The following is a 15,154-nucleotide window of genomic DNA, read 5'->3' on the forward strand; positions in this document are numbered from 1 at the left end:
AATAGTCAATAAAAGCAGGGAGTGGAGAATACGATGGCAAGAGCCGACTATATTCAGCCTAATCTTGAAGAGTGGCTGGCCGCATTTCATTTTTCGACTGACATTACGATCCGTTATTGTGAAACTGACATGTCCGGTCACGTAAATAATACGAGTCACCTTATTTATTTTGAGCAGGGAAGAGTTGAATATTTTGATCAGCTTGGGTTGGGGGAAAGTGCGCTGAGCCATGATGGGGAAGTAATGGTTGTAGCTGCAGATATTACCTGTCATTATCATAGTGAAGCATTCTTTAGGGAAAAGCTAAAGCTTGGTGTACGGATTGCACGGCTTGGAAACAGTTCTCTGGATCTGGAATATTGCCTCCTTGCCGTTGAGAAGAATAGGCTGGTAGCGACCGGACGGGGAACTATTGTACTCGTTGATAGGAAGACAAGACGAAATGTGTCAATTCCGAAGAATGTACGTGAAAATATCATTGCATTTGAGCAGATGGAGATGATTCGATAACTTCATGTTTTTTCATGGTATTCCACTCCCATATCTTCGCCTGCAATATCCTGTGCTGTCCCCGCGACAGAGTGCAGGAAAAAAAACGAGAGAACAACTCGATGATAGAGAGCACCTTATCGAGCGATTCGGATTGGAGCCGGTTCATTTGTTGGAATATCGGCGAAATGACTATACGTTACAGGATTGTCTTGAAGCATGTTTTCGATTTGGGGACGTTGTGTTTGCTTTCCGGCATGTGCCATTACCCATCTGGCAACTTAGTCGACATGAAATTGGCGTACCAGCGCTGGCACTGAATCGAACGAGATGGATTTTTACTATGCATGCTGAGTATCATGCCGAGCTGCAAACGATGTTCCCGGCTGTTCCAATTTTTCTGCTACATGAGCGAAAGGGAAAGCTTTACGTCTCCTCTGAAAAGATAAATGATTAGTGAAGCATACTTAGGAATGGATGAGGATGAGCAAATTTTTGACAAGTAAGCGAACCGTGGAAAAGGTAAGCGAATATAATGTGTCGCAGGCCCAAATTTCCCGTTTTCCTGAACCACCTATCTTCCCGGGTCATAAAATATGGTGACTGTATCCCTAGCCTTGCACTTGAGAGCCCAGGCCAAGGAGGGGTAGCACTTTTGAGTAACGAACAGAAAGCCAAGCCGCTATTGACCAACCGGGAACGAGAGGTATTTGAACTACTCGTGTTAGACAAGACAACGAGAGAAATCGCCCAGCAGTTATTTATTAGTGAAAAGACGGTGCGCAATCATATTAGCAATATAATGTATACCAATTGAAAATATATAAAGAGCCCTTTAAATGGGCTCTTTATACTTCCTCGGTGTGGGTAAGCTGTGGATAATAGGAATATTTGTTTTGGCTTTTTATTGAAAAGAGGAGATCTAATGGACTCTTTCTCTATTTATTAGCCCAAATCCTTTTCTATATAAATTACACTTGATAGTTTGACAGGGGAGTGTGGTTGGAAGCAGGGGATTCGGAAAAAAGAAGAGGTTGGATGCGCCCTGCGATCCGACAGAAGAAAGGCCAGCGTGAGTTTTTCCGCCCGCTCTCGCCCTTCCTTCTTTTCTTACCTCCCCCATAAACATTTGTCGATTTATCAAATCAGATGTATATAGGTCTATAGATTAGACAAGTTTCGACATAATGATACAAATGATATACCTTACTTTCACAGGTAGTGCATTTTTTGCACTTTATTCCATTTAATGGGCGTTGTAGTATGGAATCAAGAAAACGAAGGTGGGGGGATAGCATGAAAGCAACAGGTGTTGTTCGTAAAGTGGATGAGCTGGGACGGGTAGTACTGCCGATTGAATTGCGTCGTACGTTAGGGATTGCTGAAAAGGATGGATTGGAGATTTTTGTGGACGGTGAACAAGTAATTTTGCGTAAGTATCAGCCAGCATGTTCATTCTGTAATTCAATGGATGATGTGAAAGAGTTTAAAGGAAAGATGATATGTGGAAGCTGCCAAGAAGAGATAGCTAAATGCAAATAGGGAAAAAAGCTACCGGGTGAGAAAGGCCAGGTAGCTTTTTAAATATTTTTCTCTTTTAGGGATTTTGCTACATTGCTATCAATCTAAAAGATTCTTCCTCCTAATTAGTTTTTATTTTTTATCACACCTGTTGATTATTCATATATTGGAAGGGATAAGATGCACGCGTCGGCATGCTCCCTCGTCTTTTTCTCGCAAGGAAGAGATACGGCTGCTTTGTGGCATCAAGGCTGGACCGGCAAAACATCAGGGTTTTTCGGGTGCGGGAGACGAACTGCTGCCCGTTTGAGGCACGGTGTGGTGGCTATCCACTCTGGATCGTACTGGATAATCAACACTCTTGATAAATTACACTTGATATTTTGATATGGTAGCGTGGTTGGAAGTAGGCAATTCAGAAAAAGAAGAAGTTGGATGCGCCCTGCGCTCCAGCCGAAAAAAGGCAAACGTGTCTTTTTCCGCCCGCTCCGGCCCACCGCCCTTCCTCCTTTTCTTACCTCCTACCACAAGAATATGTAAATGTATAAAGTGAGATGTATATAGTGTCAATGTCAACAAGGATTTTTAAATAATGATCGAGCATTTAATGAGCTGACGGGAAGCGATAGTTGAATAAATAAAAAGCCTGTTGAGACTTTCTCGACAGGCTGAAAAACCCTAAATTACTTAAGATTTAGGGTTTTAATTCTTTTCCCGAGCATCACTTTCGCCAACACTATTACCCCTTATTCTGCCTCCTAATTTATCGCAAATTCACTAAGAGAGAAAAATATATTTCGAATTGAGAGTTAATTCAGCGTAACTATATAAATTACACTTGATATCTTGACAGGGCAGCGTGGTTGGAAGGAGGAGATTCAGAAAAAGAAGAGGTTGGATGCGCCCTGCGCTCCAGCCGAAGAAAGGCAAACGTGTCTTTTTCCGCCCACTGCCCCTCCTTCTTCCCTCTCACCACAAGAATTTGTCGATGTATCAAATCAGATGTACATAAAATTCTTAACATCTTAATTATCAAAACCAACCTCAGATGGAAACAGGGCAGTCCTACTGTCCACATCGCATACGATACTACACGGAGGTGGTGAGAATGAAAAAGCAAAGAAAAAGCAATCTGAAACTTGGCAAAGAGACGTTTGGCGACAAAGACATTTACGAAGCCTTTGCCGAGGCGCTAAGTCCTTACTTTGTCATTTCACCCAAGCCAGAAGAAGAGAAAGCTAGCAATAAAAGCTCCTAAGCAGGGGCTTCCTGATAGGACAAGCTTTGAAAACTGAATAGGAGGAAACGGCATACATCAAATCACAACGGCCGATGAATTGACAGATATCTGATAGAAACAGTACTGGAAGGAAAAAAAGGCCACTGGGCGCGGGAACGCTCAAATGGCCTAGGCACTTAATCATGTAAAAAAATAATAACATATGTTCGTATGTGTAGCAAGTCTATCTTGAGCTTGTTGCTATATAAATTACACTTGATATTTTGACAGGAGAGTGTGGTTGGAAGGAGGAGATTCGGAAAAAGAAGAGGTTGGATGTGCCCTGCGATCCGGCAGAAGAAAGAAACACTGCAACAACTCCTACAAGTAGTAAATAGGGAAGATAACTTGTTAGATGGAGAAACAATATTCAAACGTAAAAGTGAACGGGTATGGAACGAAGAGAAGAGCATGGGAAGACAAATATGAACCAGCGAACGCTTCAGAAAGCTGGCAAATGCGTGCACATGATGTAGAGGAGTTCAGCGAAATTGTTCAACGGCATGGTATGTAGGAAACAGGCATCGAGAAGTTCGCGGTAACTGCTCGGGAAGCAGACTATCAAATGGACCTGGAAGATTACGAAAGAGAGCAATTGCGTGAAGTAGAATATTGGTTGCCCGCCGGAGAGGCTCGGTGGGTGGCCTATAAAGTGATGAGTTAAGCGTTTATTTTTTTGGTTTCTTTCTGCGTACTAGTTTATCAACTAAGAACGGTATAGAGAAACAAAAAACAGGAAGTAAGATTGCTATTACAATAAAGCCGACTGCAGGATAGTTTAAGACAAACTCATATATCTTGCTCATAAATAAAATCACCCTATCATTTTTAAGATAAGTAAGAGAACTATATAAATTACACTTGATATTTTGACATGGTAGCGTAGTTGGGGGTGGGAGAGTGAGAGAAAGAAGAGGTTGGATGCGCCCTGCGCTTCAGCCGAAGGAAGGCAAACGTGTCTTTTTCCGCCTGCTCCCGTCCACCGCTCTTCCTTCTTTTCTTCCCTCTCACCACAAGAATTTGTCGATTTATTAAATCAGATGTATATAGTCACAATAAAAAGGCCGACACAAGGCCGGCAATGAAAAGAAGGTTGTTTGTGAAGCAATCACACCTTCAATATACCATATTTAGGTAAATGGGTAAATAAGGAAATTAATAAAAGGAAATAAAAAGGGCCGGAACGAGTCCGGCAATTAACGAATGGATGTGGCATCTCAAGAACGGGATACTGCTAGTATATTTTGCTAGATAAAAATAGTGAGGGAAAAAAGGACAAACGGGCAATAAAAGGGCCGACGTAGGTCGGCGTAATTCTGGTCCCAATTATGCTAATGAAAGGATACTATATAAGTTACAGTTAATATTTTGACATGGTAGCGTGGTTGGAAGTAGGAGAGATAGAGAAAGAAGAGGGTGGATACGCCCTGCACCCCGGCAGAAAAAAGGCGGACATGTCTTTTTCCGCCCGCTCCCGCCCACCGCCCTTCCTTCTTTTCTTATCTCTCACCACAAGAATTTGTCGATGTATCAAATCAGATGTATAGAACCGATAATAGACTTAAAGGTAGTGAAGAGTACAGTAGGTTTTTGAGTCACCATGAACCAGATGTTGCTTGGCTATTAGCTGAGGTTGAACGATGCAAAAAAGCTTTAAGAGAAATTAGGGATCATGATGCTTATAGCTGGAATAATGACAGGCAGTTTATTCACTCTCGGATTAATGAAGTGTTGAAATAAAAAATATCCCCTCCTTTATAGAGGGGGAACCGTTGAGGGGAATAAATCATAATGCTATTACCTATATAATATATTCCCCAGGTTCAGAGGAAATAAACATGAAGTTCTTCTGTAGTCTGCTAACTACAGAAGAAAGATAAAGAAATACTGGCGTAATATACAATACGAGTCATAAATAGAAAAAGTTTCAAATAAAAAATATCCCTACAATTTGTCAACCATAGGGATAGGACAGAGGAGGATAATACACTTCTCTATACGAGGCCTTAACCAAAAAGTTACAAAAAAGCCCCCTCTCCAGATTCACGGTGAGGAGAGGGGAAGAGACGTAGAAAAGTGTCTAAAACTAGACGACTTTAACTATACCACACTTAAAGGAAAAAAAAGCTAATTAATTGTAAAAAAAACCTTTCAGTTTGCCAACCGATAAGGGACTCCCTGTTCTTACCTGCAGGAATATTTTACTATGAAAAGGGGAAGTCGTTATGCAAATGTCGTTTTTGCCGAAAATTGATCGGAAGGCAGCGCAAAATAGGGTTGAAGAAGCACTGGAGACGGCGCGTATTTACAAGCCGATCGGCTTTGTTCGTCGGAAGATGAAGAACACCTCTGCCTATGAAGCGAGGTATCATGGTACGACGAACAAAACAGCCGATACAGCAGCAGACTGTGCTGTTTGGTAGATAAGGAAGAAGAAATTAGGACACTGACAGAACGTGTGGAACAGGCGATGAGCCGGTTTTAGGCAAGAAGGAAAGGAGCTTATTGAGAGAAGCGCCATTTAGAAGACGAGAGCTTTGATTATATCGTTGCTGGTGAGGTAGGACTGAGTGAACGGACATATACACGGATAAAGGCAAGGGTGTTTTATAAGCTGGCGTTTATGTTGAAGCTGGAAGTGTTGTTTGAGGATCCAGACCCAGTGCCAGCGTAAGGAGAAAAAAGATGATATAGACGAGTGCGGCCGTTTCTGAAAGAGAAACGGTCTTTTTGTTTTTTAAACAGATGCACAATATCATTTCGTTGGTTTTGCTGTACGAATTTGATACATATAATTAAAAAAGCTTACTATTTAACTTAAAATGAATGAGTTATATTTATTTTACTTTTTTAATTACGGATTTTTAGAAAGGGAGAGAGTAAATGAAAAGAAAAAATGCTTTATCTTTACTAAGCAATGAAGAGTTATTAAAAATATATATGCAAGCAATCTCTCTTGATCTAGAAAGTGATTTTATACAGTTGATTAAAGCGGAATTAATAAGAAGGGGCATTCGATTCTAGTATATTCTTGATATGGAAGTGAGAAGTCGTAGCGATAGAAATATGATATGATGATAGCGTTAGAAGATAAGCGAAGGGGCCGTTCCAAGGGAACGGTTTTTTTGTTACTTTATTTATGACTGTTGTAACTTTAACTATGACCAACGTAGTACCGATAATATAATTGCTTAGAAATTATATTAAGGAGATAGAAGCATGAAGAAAAAGGTAATCGGTGGACTTATGGTTGCTACAATGGCATTTTCGAGTGCAGGAGTTGTATCAGCTGCAAATATTGGTCATTTAAATGGAATTGATTTAAGCAATATGGGTATAGAGACAGCGTTAATGCTTGTTCAATCACAAAGGCAACAACTGTTAGATTCTCAATTACAAAATCAAATGAAAGAAGTTCAGCAGAGAAATAATCAAATTACTGAATTAAATCGGCAGTTGGGAGATTTAAAAAGAGAGTTAGATAATACCCGGGATGAAAAACAAAAAGAAGCATTACAAAAACAAATTGAAAGTTTAAAAGGTCAAATCGATTCTCTGGGCTCTGCTGCACAAATGGATATGCTACGACTTCAGAGTCTTTCGAACAAGCGTAATGAAGCATTTGATGTTATGACGGACTTTGTTAAAAAGATGCAGGATAGTAGAAATTCAATTATCAGTAACATGCGCTAATTGTAATTTGAAAGTAGATAGTAGTCACTCTTCGGAGTGGCTTTTTTGTTATCCATTTTCCGTACTTTAATAGTCAAAAAGCGTACAATCTAGTGTTTGGAACAGAGCGTAAAAACTTTCAGGCGTGGCAGCGGCTAAATGGACGATTAAAACGTTTTGAAAACAAGGTGAAGTGGGTTGATGCGTTTGCGGAAAAGAATAACCTATCTAAAAAAGACAAAAGAAATAGTGCTCCCTTAATAAGAACGCCTTATTTCTTATTGGCATACTAACAAAAATATATTTTCAAATAAAAATATTGAGATTATGGAATTTATGTAATATAATGTAATTACAATAAATGGGAGGTGCTTTATGAAGAAATTTTTAGTAGGTAGTTTATGTGGACTAGCTTTAATGGCTGGATTAACAGGCTCGGCATTTGCTTCTACAACGGCAGATACTACTACAAATGTCTCTACAGTATCGGCATATGTCCCAGGCGAATTTATGAGAATCAAAGTCGGTGAATCTTGGGACATGCTCCCGCAAGGTAGTGGTTATGAATATGAATTATATAGTTCCGATGAAATATATGTAAACTCAAAAGGTAAAGTTACGGCTTACGGACCAGGGAGCGCTGAAGGCAGAGTATATGATAGAGACGGAAACCTTGTAGCTAGATGGTATATTACTGCTACATATTAAAATAAAGTTTTAATATAATATGAACTAGAAAATAACATCAAAAAACAGATTTCATGTATTAAGCCCCGTTTAATCAAAAATGCCGGTAATCCCTAAGATATAGGGTGCCGGCATTTGTAGTTATAAAAACTATGAGCTTTCCCCCACTTTCCTCTTTTTCTTTTAGCTAACTTCATAGATATGTGACGGTACCCTTTATTTACGAACTTATTGTAACAAAAATCTCTTTTCGCAACGGGTGTTAAAAAACCAATACCTCCCACACTTTTTGCTTATCTAGATTACAGCATGATAAACTAAGGGCAACCGAATAAATCAGATAGCCGCTTCTCTTTTGAGGCGGCTTTTCTTATGCCTTTATACGTCACTCCTCCCTTATCGTTCATGACATACGTTTATTGCAGGGGCAAATGCAATGAAGTGGAACGAATCGCAGCGGCCTCCTGGTACCGGAGTAAACCAGGATATCAACCAAAGGGGCGTAGCTAACTATATACATCTGATTTGATACATCGACAAATTCTTGTGGTGAGAGGGAAGAAAAGAAGGAAGGGCGGAAAAAGACACGTTTGCCTTTCTTCTGCTGGAGCGCAGGACGCATCCAACCTCTTCTTTTTCTGAATCGCCTCCTTCTAACCACGCTACCCTGTCAAAATATCAAGTGTAATTTATATAGTTGCGCTTTTTTCGTTGGTAGAAAACAAGGGAAGCGGATATGTTTTGGATTTAGAGATGTAGTTATAGCAATCCAAAATTTTTAAATCCCCAGCTTGCTATAAGGAGAGGTGCGATTTGAATGATAAGCAAAAAAAGTAAAATCCCTAAAATTCATACTTTTATATTCTTCATTGGCGCCTCCTTTTTCCCTTATTTTAGCATATAAAACTGTTTACAGTACGATAGCCAGTTTTTTTATTGGGAGGGAAAATACGTTGATAAATGCAGGCGGGATGCAGACGTATAAACAAGAAAGGAAAGGTTGCTATGAGGTAGTAGGAAATCAATATATTGTTTTTACACGGTGTTGGAGCACCTAGACAAAAATTCCTACTCTGTTCTATCGTTGGCATTCTGAATCACTATAAGACATGGGTGGGAACTGATTTCAGTACCGGCCCATAGGAGACAGTATATCGGTTGGGGATTGACTCGGGGCTCCAACGATAGATTAAAAGAAAGGAATTTTGTTACAATCAAAGTGAAATATAATTTGGTAAAAAGGAAGAGACATGTATGATGAATGGTCCAAATCCAAATAGTGTGTTTCCCATGCCCGGAGTTCATATTGGCGATGGAGCGATCATTGCAACAAACTCCGTAGTAACTAAAGATGTGGAGCCTTATACGATTGTAGGTGGGAATCCCGCTTCGGTTATCCGAAATCGATTCAATGAAGAAGTAACTGAATGGCTCCTTCAACTCCAATGGTGGGAATGGGATATTGAAGAAATCACTAAATCCATATCAGTCTTGTGTAGCAATGATGTGAAGCAACTAAGGAATCTGGTAAACCAACATAAATAATCAAAAAATGAGTGAGGAATCGATTTTTTGTCCATCACTCATTTTTTATTGTGATTATTAAAAAGGGTTGCAGTATACCATGATAATTCTTAAATAAAAAACCACTATTAATTCTTGAAGGTAACAGGGGTTGCAGGCGGTGTATCGATTATCTTCATAAATAAACAAGAGTAAGTAAAAGTAAGCGATAAAGAAGAAATATGCGAATGAGTATATAGCTATAATTACTGTTGACGATCTAAATAGCCTTCTGGTTATATTTAATAATTAAGGTATTAATTACAAAATTAAAGGAGATGGTTTCTTGCTTGAAACAAACCGATGTTTACTTACCAAACTACAACAAGCTAATTATGAAGATGTAAAAAAACTATATGTTAATGAGGAAGTAAGAAAATATCTCGGAGGAACTTTGAAAGAAGAGACGATTAAAAAAAGCTTTTTTAAGATGGTTCAACCCACAATAGACTCATTATACTGGGTTGCTAGAGAAAAACATAGTAATGAGTTTATAGGGTTGATTTCTCTGGACACTCATCACGATGGTACAAGCACTGAAGTTTCATATCAGTTGCTTCCTCAGTGGTGGGGAGCTGGGTATGCTACTGAATTAGTTAAAGAGATTATTGACTATGCATTTAATCAACTAAATTTACCAGAAGTAATTGCTGAGACACAAACAGCTAATAACGCCTCTCGTAGGCTTTTAGAAAGATTGGGTATGGAATTAGTACAAACCGTACAAAGGTTTGGAGAAGAACAAGCGATTTATGGTATTAAAAATTCTTAAACATTCCTTTAGGTAAATAAGAAACCAAAAGGGTGGTTGTTCATTCATCGGTTACTGAAGAAGTGAGATAATGCGGCTTTAGTGGACAAGGAAAAGCAAGTAATGTGCAGATGATGCATTTTTTTGGAATAAAACTCCTGCTAATGACCATAATATACCTTGTTGGGGTAGCGTCTAGTGGGTGATGCTAAACGTGTTCCGGACGTGAAGCGGGGTATGGACACAAGGCAATGGAACGAGCAGGGCGTGTTTTGCTCTGCTGTCCATTCGCAAAACAAATAACTCAACCTATTATTTTATATTGTGTCACACCTATTGATTATCCATATATCGGAAGAAATAAGATGCACGCGTCGGCGTGCTCCCTCGTCTTTTCCTCACAAGGAAGGGACAGGCCGCTTGGTAGGGGTAAAAAGCGGCCCTCTACGCTTCCGTGCGGGAGACGAACCGACGCCCGTTTGGGGCACGGTGTGGTGACGATCGGGCACAAGACGGGAGCAGCAACAGCTATACGAGATGGAGTAAGAAACGTCATACATACCCTTTTTCCAGACATTATGATGGGAAATGTTATGACTGTAACGGGTGGCGGTGTAGTATTGGATAAGTACCGTGCCGTCCAACCGTATCCGGTTATGAAGACAGAGGGCATCCATCATTATGAAATTACACTATATAAATTACACTTGATATTTTGACAGAGGAGTGTGGTGGGAAGGAGGCGATTCGGAAAAAAGAAGAGGTTGGATGGGCCCTGCGATCCGACAGAAGAAAGGCCAGCGTGTCTTTTTCCGACTGCTCCCGCCCACCGCCCTTCCTTCTTTTCTTCCCTCTCACCACAAGAATTTGTCGATTTATTAAATCAGATGTATATAGAAGCGACAAATGACGCTTAGTTTATCAGAAATATTTTCCATTTTCTTTTCTTTCTTGGTAAAATGATAGAAAAAAGGGGGAAATAGGATGAAAAAAGCCGTCATCGCTTTCTTATTTGTATTTCTTTTACTTCCTGGACTTGTTTCTGCACAAGAGTACACAGAACCAGCAACAATCAAAAAGGTCTATTATGATGCAGAGGCACAAGCTTATTACATCCAAACAGTTGATGAAAATCAGGAAGAGTTCTGGCATTATGGTCTGGTCTTTGCACTTAAAGAAGACAAGGCGCTTACCAAGTATTTAAACCAAACCTTGGTAAATAAAAACGCTATGGTAACGTATGAGGATTACGAGAGTGACGACCCGGAAGATTGGGAACTGCTTGATTTTGTTATTGTTGACTAAATAAAATACCCTTGGTATCCATAAGTGGGTGGAAAAGAATCACGCATATGGCGTGCATCCCCTTTGTTTTTCTACAGCAAAGCTGCATAAGGGCAACTAGAGCTGTTGCCTACAGCCCCAGCTAAGTTTTCTTTATTGTGTGGAGCGTGTAGCGCAAAGGACGAAAATGAAGGGAACACGTCTGCGCGTGCACCTTCTTTCTTCCACCTTATGGATAATCAACAGGTGTGAATTATTAGTTTATAATTGCGTTCTAAGGGGGGGAAAATGGTTAAAATTTTAAAATGCATTGCAACGCTGGTAATTTCAGTATCATTGTTAGGAACGACAAGTGTCGGATCGGCTACTACAAATTCACTTACTGAACAGGAAAAACAACAATATTATAAGCAGTATGTGGAAATTGTGGAAGAAGTGATGCAGAAGAAAATAGGTATTCATATTGAAGTGCTGCCAATGGAACAGTTTCAACCAGAAGATTGGGTTGAACCAAAAGAATATGAAGCAAGGATTCAAAATATGGTAGATAGATATTTGACAGTTGAACGTGAAACATTAAATGCTCTATCATCAACTACCAATAAAGTAGTTAGGAATTTAAATGGAGAAACGACAAAAACAACATACATTTATATTCCTGATATTATTCGTGAAATTGAGGTTACAGGTAAATTTGAAACGCAATACAACGCATACCATGACCGTCAAGTGTTTGGAAAATTAGAAAATATTTCAACCCAAGCCGCAAGTTCTGTTGGCACGTGGGAGCAAACATCTTATGAGGCTTCTTTAATAGATGGTGGTCGAACATATAGCATTCGCATTGAAGGTATTTATAGTTTAAATGGTTTATCCAATGAGAAAGCGTTCACTATAGAGTTTCATTGTAATGAAGTCGGTAAAATATATTGATTTAATATTTTGAAAGATCAGCTTCTTATTAACAATATCATGCTCTCACTTTATACACTCTTATACATGTCATTTTAAAAATAGATATTTCTCGACATCCTGGGGAGGCTGTACGTACAGTCTCCTTTTTCTATTGCCAGAAATGGGGTGAATACATGGCAGATGGCTTTGTCATTAAAGGATTAGACAGCCGTCAACTGCTCGCATTCACAAAGAACAAATTTCCGCGAGCAGTAGAGGCATGGTGTGAAGGTTTAGCGATGCGCTTCATGGAGTGGGTAGCCTGTAGATACAACCGCCTGCAAAACTCCTTTATCACCGCCTCGATGGTCCAATCAGACGAAGATGCCTACTTCGAGAGGATTGGTCGGGGCGGAAATGTAGCTGTTCTTGCCGGTAGCAATGTATATAAGTTATGGTTAATATTTTAACATGGTAGCGTGGTTGGAAGTAGGGGAGATGGAGAAAGAAGAGGGTAGATATGCCCTGCGCCCCGGCAGAAAAAAGGCGGACGTGTCTTTTTCCGACCGCTCCCACCCACCGCCCTTCCTTCTTTTCTTTCACCACAAGAATTTGTCGATTTATCAAATCAGATGTATATAGATTACGCCGACCACGTAAATGAACTGCACCCTGTCAAGTAGACAATGGAAATAATAAAAATGATTTAAGCGGCTTTAGCTCTATATTCCATAGGGCTAAAGCCGTTTAATCGTTTTTGGTATCTATCATAATTATAAAAATGGATGTACTCATCTATCGCCAGAGAAAGTTCCTCAAACGTCTTATATTGATGTAAATAATACTTTTCACATTTCAGTGTTCCCCAATGTAAGTAACGGTTGTAAAATCCCTAATAACGCCGTTTTCAAATTCCCCAAAAATAACGGATAATCGTTTTGAAACTTTTACATCACGGAGTGGAGAAACGATGGTCAAGATTGGGGAGTTTTTTATGATTCGAGAATTACATAACAAGGGCTGGACACAAATAGCTATTGCTGAAGAAATGGGCTTTGACCCAAAAACAATTCGAAAGTATTTAAATCAGGATCAACTACCAGAGAGGAAGAAAAGAGAGAAAAAACCTGGAAAGCTTGACGCCTTTAAAACCTACATACTTCAGAGAATCCAAGAAGGAACGACAAACTGTTCTGTTCTTTACGATGAGATTAAAGCGATGGGATATGAGGGAAAGGCAACAATTTTACGGGATTTTGTACAGCCCTACCGGGCTCAGCCTAAGAAACAAGCGACCGTAAGGTATGAAACACCACCGGGGAAGCAAGCTCAAATGGATTGGGGTTATGTAGGAAAATATGAAGTGGACGGGCAGTTAAAAGACGTGTACGCCTTTGTCATGGTACTTAGCTATTCCCGAATGAAATACATCGAGTTTACAACAAGTATGGATTTAGAGAACTTAATGAAATGCCACATGAATGCTTTCGCCTACTTTAATGGTGTTCCTGAACAAATTCTTTACGACAATATGAAGACAGCTGTTATTCGACATACGCCAGTGGAAATTCGATTTAACCGAAGGTTTGAAGATTTTCTTGCTTACTATGGCATCACACCGAAAGCGTGTCGTCCAAAGAGACCGCAAACAAAAGGAAAAGTAGAGAACGTTGTAGGATATTTAAAGAAGAATTTTTTCCAACGAAAACACGAACCCACATTACGGGCATTAAACGAAGACATTCGTGTATGGCTGGATGAAGTGGCGAATCAAAGACCTAATCAAACAACGCTCGAATCACCTTTTAAACGATTTGAAGTGGAGCAAGCACGCTTAGGAAAATGGGCCACAAAACCGCTCTTTCCGATTACACATTGGGAAGTACGAGAGGTCAGTAAGGATTGTTTTATCTCCTATCGAGGCAAGCAGTATTCTGTACCTTTCCGGTACGCAGGACAAAAAGTGAAAGTAAAAGAAACGTTAGATCAACATATTGAGGTCTACGATGAATACGAATGCATCGCAAAACATCCACTCCTGAAAGGGCAGCTCCGCTACCATGCACAGTTGGAGCATTATAAAGGGCTGAACGTGACCACTAGTGGTTTGGCGACCCGTCACACTCAGCCCGATGCCCTTGAAGTGGAACGACGTTCCCTTCAGGTGTATGAACAACTAGAAGGGAGTGAATCATAGTGAACACTTCACTTCTAGTTGAGCGCTTGAAAAAAGTTGGCTGGCACTATACTGCCAATCAACTGGATGGTCTCTTAGAAGACGCATCTAAAAATAATGTAACATATTCGGCGTTTTTATACACCCTTCTTACGCATGAAATCGAACAGAAAGAATCTGTTGCCTTTCAGCGAAGGATGGTGAAAGCGAAGCTCCCATTTCGTAAAACGGTTCATGAATTTGATTTCTCTTTTCAACCCAGTATCCAGGAAAAACGAGTGAAAGAGGTTGTCACCTGTCGGTACATTACAAGTGGCGAAAATATTGTGCTGCTTGGACCACCAGGTGTGGGAAAAACACATTTAGCTATCGCCTTTGGCATGGAAGCCATTACTCAAGGGTACTCTACTCTCTTTGTGACAGCAGCCGATTTTGTTTCCTCGTGCCGGAAGGCACAGGAGAAAGGAACGGTGGAACGATGTATACAACGCTGGCTACGCCCCGACGTGTTGATTATGGATGAAGTAGGTTATTTTCCGTTTGACGAAATAAGTGCCAACCTTTTTTTTCAGGTGGTTTCCAAGCGATATGAAAGAGGTTCCATCATTTTAACTTCTAACAAGTCGTATATTGAATGGGGAAAAATATTTGGGGATGAGGTATTAGCAACAGCTATATTAGACCGACTTATGCATCACGTTACTACGTTTAATATCAAGGGTAATTCGTATCGTTTAAAGGAAAAACAGAAAGCGGGCATTCTGCCCGCTACCCTAGAACGTTGAAAAGAGGGAATTTGATTTCGGAGAAAAGCGGGAATTTGAAAACGGCATTGACA

At 40.0% G+C, this 15,154-nt stretch carries 24 protein-coding genes and 2 pseudogenes; 19 read left to right on the forward strand and 7 right to left on the reverse strand.

Translation table 11 applies throughout. The annotated features are described in order from the left end of the window. Positions 1 to 33 precede the first annotated feature (33 nt). The 3 genes from AF333_RS05500 (at position 34) to AF333_RS34690 (ending at position 1,306) form a co-directional block, all read left to right on the forward strand. Complete coding sequence (locus AF333_RS05500) at positions 34 to 510, forward strand: acyl-CoA thioesterase (RefSeq protein WP_043066287.1); 477 nt, start codon at positions 34 to 36, stop codon at positions 508 to 510. Between the two features lie 4 nt (positions 511 to 514). Then, positions 515 to 946 (forward strand): hypothetical protein, encoded by a 432-nt coding sequence (locus AF333_RS05505; RefSeq protein WP_043066286.1) that lies wholly within the window; start codon positions 515 to 517, stop codon positions 944 to 946. Positions 947 to 1,144: 198 nt separating this feature from the next. Then, positions 1,145 to 1,306, forward strand: coding sequence for a helix-turn-helix domain-containing protein (locus AF333_RS34690; protein WP_043066285.1), 162 nt, complete (start codon positions 1,145 to 1,147; stop codon positions 1,304 to 1,306). Positions 1,307 to 1,411: 105 nt separating this feature from the next. Here the strand turns inward: AF333_RS34690 and AF333_RS34695 are convergent, their stop codons facing one another. Continuing rightward, positions 1,412 to 1,633: a hypothetical protein gene (locus AF333_RS34695; RefSeq protein ID WP_235496139.1), complete on the reverse strand. Its 222-nt coding sequence runs from the start codon at positions 1,631 to 1,633 to the stop codon at positions 1,412 to 1,414. 152 nt (positions 1,634 to 1,785) lie between these two features. Between AF333_RS34695 and AF333_RS05515 the strand changes: the two genes are divergently transcribed. Together AF333_RS05515 and AF333_RS36670 are read left to right on the forward strand one after the other, a co-directional pair. Then, positions 1,786 to 2,031: an AbrB/MazE/SpoVT family DNA-binding domain-containing protein gene (locus tag AF333_RS05515; RefSeq protein ID WP_043066284.1), complete on the forward strand. Its 246-nt coding sequence runs from the start codon at positions 1,786 to 1,788 to the stop codon at positions 2,029 to 2,031. Between the two features lie 218 nt (positions 2,032 to 2,249). Further along, on the forward strand, positions 2,250 to 2,375 hold the full coding sequence (locus AF333_RS36670; RefSeq protein ID WP_268753602.1) for a hypothetical protein: 126 nt from the start codon (positions 2,250 to 2,252) through the stop codon (positions 2,373 to 2,375). Positions 2,376 to 2,379: 4 nt separating this feature from the next. Here AF333_RS36670 and AF333_RS34700 read toward each other — a convergent pair whose 3' ends face one another. Then, the gene (locus AF333_RS34700) at positions 2,380 to 2,538 is read right to left on the reverse strand and encodes a hypothetical protein (protein WP_235496141.1); all 159 of its coding nucleotides are present in this window, start codon (positions 2,536 to 2,538) and stop codon (positions 2,380 to 2,382) included. 304 nt (positions 2,539 to 2,842) lie between these two features. Further along, positions 2,843 to 3,007 carry a hypothetical protein gene (locus AF333_RS34705; protein ID WP_235496151.1) on the reverse strand — a complete coding sequence of 55 codons (165 nt, stop codon included), beginning with the start codon at positions 3,005 to 3,007 and terminating at the stop codon, positions 2,843 to 2,845. Between the two features lie 111 nt (positions 3,008 to 3,118). Here AF333_RS34705 and AF333_RS34105 point away from each other — a divergent pair, with 111 nt between their 5' ends. Then, complete coding sequence (locus AF333_RS34105; RefSeq protein WP_162836844.1) at positions 3,119 to 3,268, forward strand: hypothetical protein; 150 nt, start codon at positions 3,119 to 3,121, stop codon at positions 3,266 to 3,268. Between the two features lie 376 nt (positions 3,269 to 3,644). Beyond that, positions 3,645 to 3,803, forward strand: a complete 159-nt coding sequence (locus AF333_RS33475) for a putative metallopeptidase (RefSeq protein ID WP_158502417.1) — start codon at positions 3,645 to 3,647, stop codon at positions 3,801 to 3,803. 341 nt (positions 3,804 to 4,144) lie between these two features. Here the strand turns inward: AF333_RS33475 and AF333_RS34710 are convergent, their stop codons facing one another. Next, positions 4,145 to 4,303 (reverse strand): hypothetical protein, encoded by a 159-nt coding sequence (locus AF333_RS34710; protein ID WP_235496153.1) that lies wholly within the window; start codon positions 4,301 to 4,303, stop codon positions 4,145 to 4,147. Between the two features lie 346 nt (positions 4,304 to 4,649). Beyond that, positions 4,650 to 4,823, reverse strand: coding sequence for a hypothetical protein (locus tag AF333_RS34715; RefSeq protein WP_235496157.1), 174 nt, complete (start codon positions 4,821 to 4,823; stop codon positions 4,650 to 4,652). A 691-nt stretch (positions 4,824 to 5,514) separates the two neighbouring features. Between AF333_RS34715 and AF333_RS37320 the strand changes: the two are divergent. The 7 genes and pseudogenes from AF333_RS37320 to AF333_RS05550 all read left to right on the forward strand — a co-directional run bounded on the left by AF333_RS37320 (position 5,515) and on the right by AF333_RS05550 (position 10,681). Beyond that, positions 5,515 to 5,963, forward strand: a pseudogene (locus AF333_RS37320) (ArpU family phage packaging/lysis transcriptional regulator). A gap of 209 nt (positions 5,964 to 6,172) precedes the next feature. Further along, positions 6,173 to 6,313, forward strand: coding sequence for a sporulation histidine kinase inhibitor Sda (sda, locus tag AF333_RS31505; protein ID WP_080787740.1), 141 nt, complete (start codon positions 6,173 to 6,175; stop codon positions 6,311 to 6,313). A gap of 195 nt (positions 6,314 to 6,508) precedes the next feature. Next, on the forward strand, positions 6,509 to 6,982 hold the full coding sequence (locus AF333_RS05530) for a hypothetical protein (protein WP_043066282.1): 474 nt from the start codon (positions 6,509 to 6,511) through the stop codon (positions 6,980 to 6,982). 354 nt (positions 6,983 to 7,336) lie between these two features. Next, positions 7,337 to 7,669: a hypothetical protein gene (locus tag AF333_RS05535; protein WP_043066281.1), complete on the forward strand. Its 333-nt coding sequence runs from the start codon at positions 7,337 to 7,339 to the stop codon at positions 7,667 to 7,669. Positions 7,670 to 8,938: 1,269 nt separating this feature from the next. Continuing rightward, a pseudogene (locus AF333_RS05540) lies at positions 8,939 to 9,193 on the forward strand (chloramphenicol acetyltransferase); the annotation flags it as partial. A 304-nt stretch (positions 9,194 to 9,497) separates the two neighbouring features. Beyond that, positions 9,498 to 9,983 carry a GNAT family N-acetyltransferase gene (locus AF333_RS05545; RefSeq protein ID WP_043066280.1) on the forward strand — a complete coding sequence of 162 codons (486 nt, stop codon included), beginning with the start codon at positions 9,498 to 9,500 and terminating at the stop codon, positions 9,981 to 9,983. 344 nt (positions 9,984 to 10,327) lie between these two features. Beyond that, a complete protein-coding gene (locus AF333_RS05550) occupies positions 10,328 to 10,681 on the forward strand; it encodes a hypothetical protein (RefSeq protein WP_043066279.1) in 354 nt (117 codons plus the stop codon). Here the strand turns inward: AF333_RS05550 and AF333_RS34720 are convergent. Further along, a complete protein-coding gene (locus AF333_RS34720) occupies positions 10,650 to 10,823 on the reverse strand; it encodes a hypothetical protein (RefSeq protein ID WP_235496160.1) in 174 nt (57 codons plus the stop codon). The genes AF333_RS05550 and AF333_RS34720 overlap by 32 nt on opposite strands. Positions 10,824 to 10,946: 123 nt before the next feature. Here AF333_RS34720 and AF333_RS05555 point away from each other — a divergent pair, with 123 nt between their 5' ends. The 3 genes from AF333_RS05555 (at position 10,947) to AF333_RS05565 (ending at position 12,610) form a co-directional block, all read left to right on the forward strand. Continuing rightward, positions 10,947 to 11,267: a hypothetical protein gene (locus AF333_RS05555; protein WP_043066278.1), complete on the forward strand. Its 321-nt coding sequence runs from the start codon at positions 10,947 to 10,949 to the stop codon at positions 11,265 to 11,267. 267 nt (positions 11,268 to 11,534) lie between these two features. After that, entirely contained in the window at positions 11,535 to 12,179 is a 645-nt protein-coding gene (locus AF333_RS05560; RefSeq protein WP_052812099.1) for a hypothetical protein, read from the forward strand. Positions 12,180 to 12,334: 155 nt separating this feature from the next. After that, the gene (locus AF333_RS05565) at positions 12,335 to 12,610 is read left to right on the forward strand and encodes a hypothetical protein (protein WP_043066277.1); all 276 of its coding nucleotides are present in this window, start codon (positions 12,335 to 12,337) and stop codon (positions 12,608 to 12,610) included. 236 nt (positions 12,611 to 12,846) lie between these two features. Here AF333_RS05565 and AF333_RS31510 read toward each other — a convergent pair whose 3' ends face one another. After that, positions 12,847 to 12,999 (reverse strand): IS3 family transposase, encoded by a 153-nt coding sequence (locus AF333_RS31510; RefSeq protein WP_080787742.1) that lies wholly within the window; start codon positions 12,997 to 12,999, stop codon positions 12,847 to 12,849. 111 nt (positions 13,000 to 13,110) lie between these two features. On the opposite strand from AF333_RS31510, the gene istA reads away from it, so the two are divergent. Both istA and istB read left to right on the forward strand, forming a co-directional pair. Continuing rightward, on the forward strand, positions 13,111 to 14,337 hold the full coding sequence (gene istA / locus AF333_RS05570; RefSeq protein ID WP_053432659.1) for an IS21 family transposase: 1,227 nt from the start codon (positions 13,111 to 13,113) through the stop codon (positions 14,335 to 14,337). Beyond that, entirely contained in the window at positions 14,337 to 15,101 is a 765-nt protein-coding gene (istB, locus tag AF333_RS05575) for an IS21-like element helper ATPase IstB (protein WP_053432660.1), read from the forward strand. Before istA ends, istB begins: the two co-directional genes overlap by 1 nt. Positions 15,102 to 15,154: the final 53 nt, after the last annotated feature.

Source organism: Aneurinibacillus migulanus (assembly GCF_001274715.1).
Lineage (GTDB): Bacteria > Bacillota > Bacilli > Aneurinibacillales > Aneurinibacillaceae > Aneurinibacillus > Aneurinibacillus migulanus.

What these genes read in the sequence shown, in the direction of transcription:
- AF333_RS05500 (WP_043066287.1), top strand. Translation starts at nt 34, where the DNA reads ATGGCAAGAGCCGACTATATTCAGCCTAATCTTGAAGAGTGGCTGGCC.
- AF333_RS05505 (WP_043066286.1), top strand. Translation starts at nt 515, where the DNA reads ATGTTTTTTCATGGTATTCCACTCCCATATCTTCGCCTGCAATATCCT.
- AF333_RS05515 (WP_043066284.1), top strand. Translation starts at nt 1,786, where the DNA reads ATGAAAGCAACAGGTGTTGTTCGTAAAGTGGATGAGCTGGGACGGGTA.
- AF333_RS34105 (WP_162836844.1), top strand. Translation starts at nt 3,119, where the DNA reads ATGAAAAAGCAAAGAAAAAGCAATCTGAAACTTGGCAAAGAGACGTTT.
- AF333_RS33475 (WP_158502417.1), top strand. Translation starts at nt 3,645, where the DNA reads ATGGAGAAACAATATTCAAACGTAAAAGTGAACGGGTATGGAACGAAG.
- sda (WP_080787740.1), top strand. Translation starts at nt 6,173, where the DNA reads ATGAAAAGAAAAAATGCTTTATCTTTACTAAGCAATGAAGAGTTATTA.
- AF333_RS05530 (WP_043066282.1), top strand. Translation starts at nt 6,509, where the DNA reads ATGAAGAAAAAGGTAATCGGTGGACTTATGGTTGCTACAATGGCATTT.
- AF333_RS05535 (WP_043066281.1), top strand. Translation starts at nt 7,337, where the DNA reads ATGAAGAAATTTTTAGTAGGTAGTTTATGTGGACTAGCTTTAATGGCT.
- AF333_RS05550 (WP_043066279.1), top strand. Translation starts at nt 10,328, where the DNA reads ATGCACGCGTCGGCGTGCTCCCTCGTCTTTTCCTCACAAGGAAGGGAC.
- AF333_RS05555 (WP_043066278.1), top strand. Translation starts at nt 10,947, where the DNA reads ATGAAAAAAGCCGTCATCGCTTTCTTATTTGTATTTCTTTTACTTCCT.
- AF333_RS05560 (WP_052812099.1), top strand. Translation starts at nt 11,535, where the DNA reads ATGGTTAAAATTTTAAAATGCATTGCAACGCTGGTAATTTCAGTATCA.
- AF333_RS05565 (WP_043066277.1), top strand. Translation starts at nt 12,335, where the DNA reads ATGGCAGATGGCTTTGTCATTAAAGGATTAGACAGCCGTCAACTGCTC.
- istA (WP_053432659.1), top strand. Translation starts at nt 13,111, where the DNA reads ATGGTCAAGATTGGGGAGTTTTTTATGATTCGAGAATTACATAACAAG.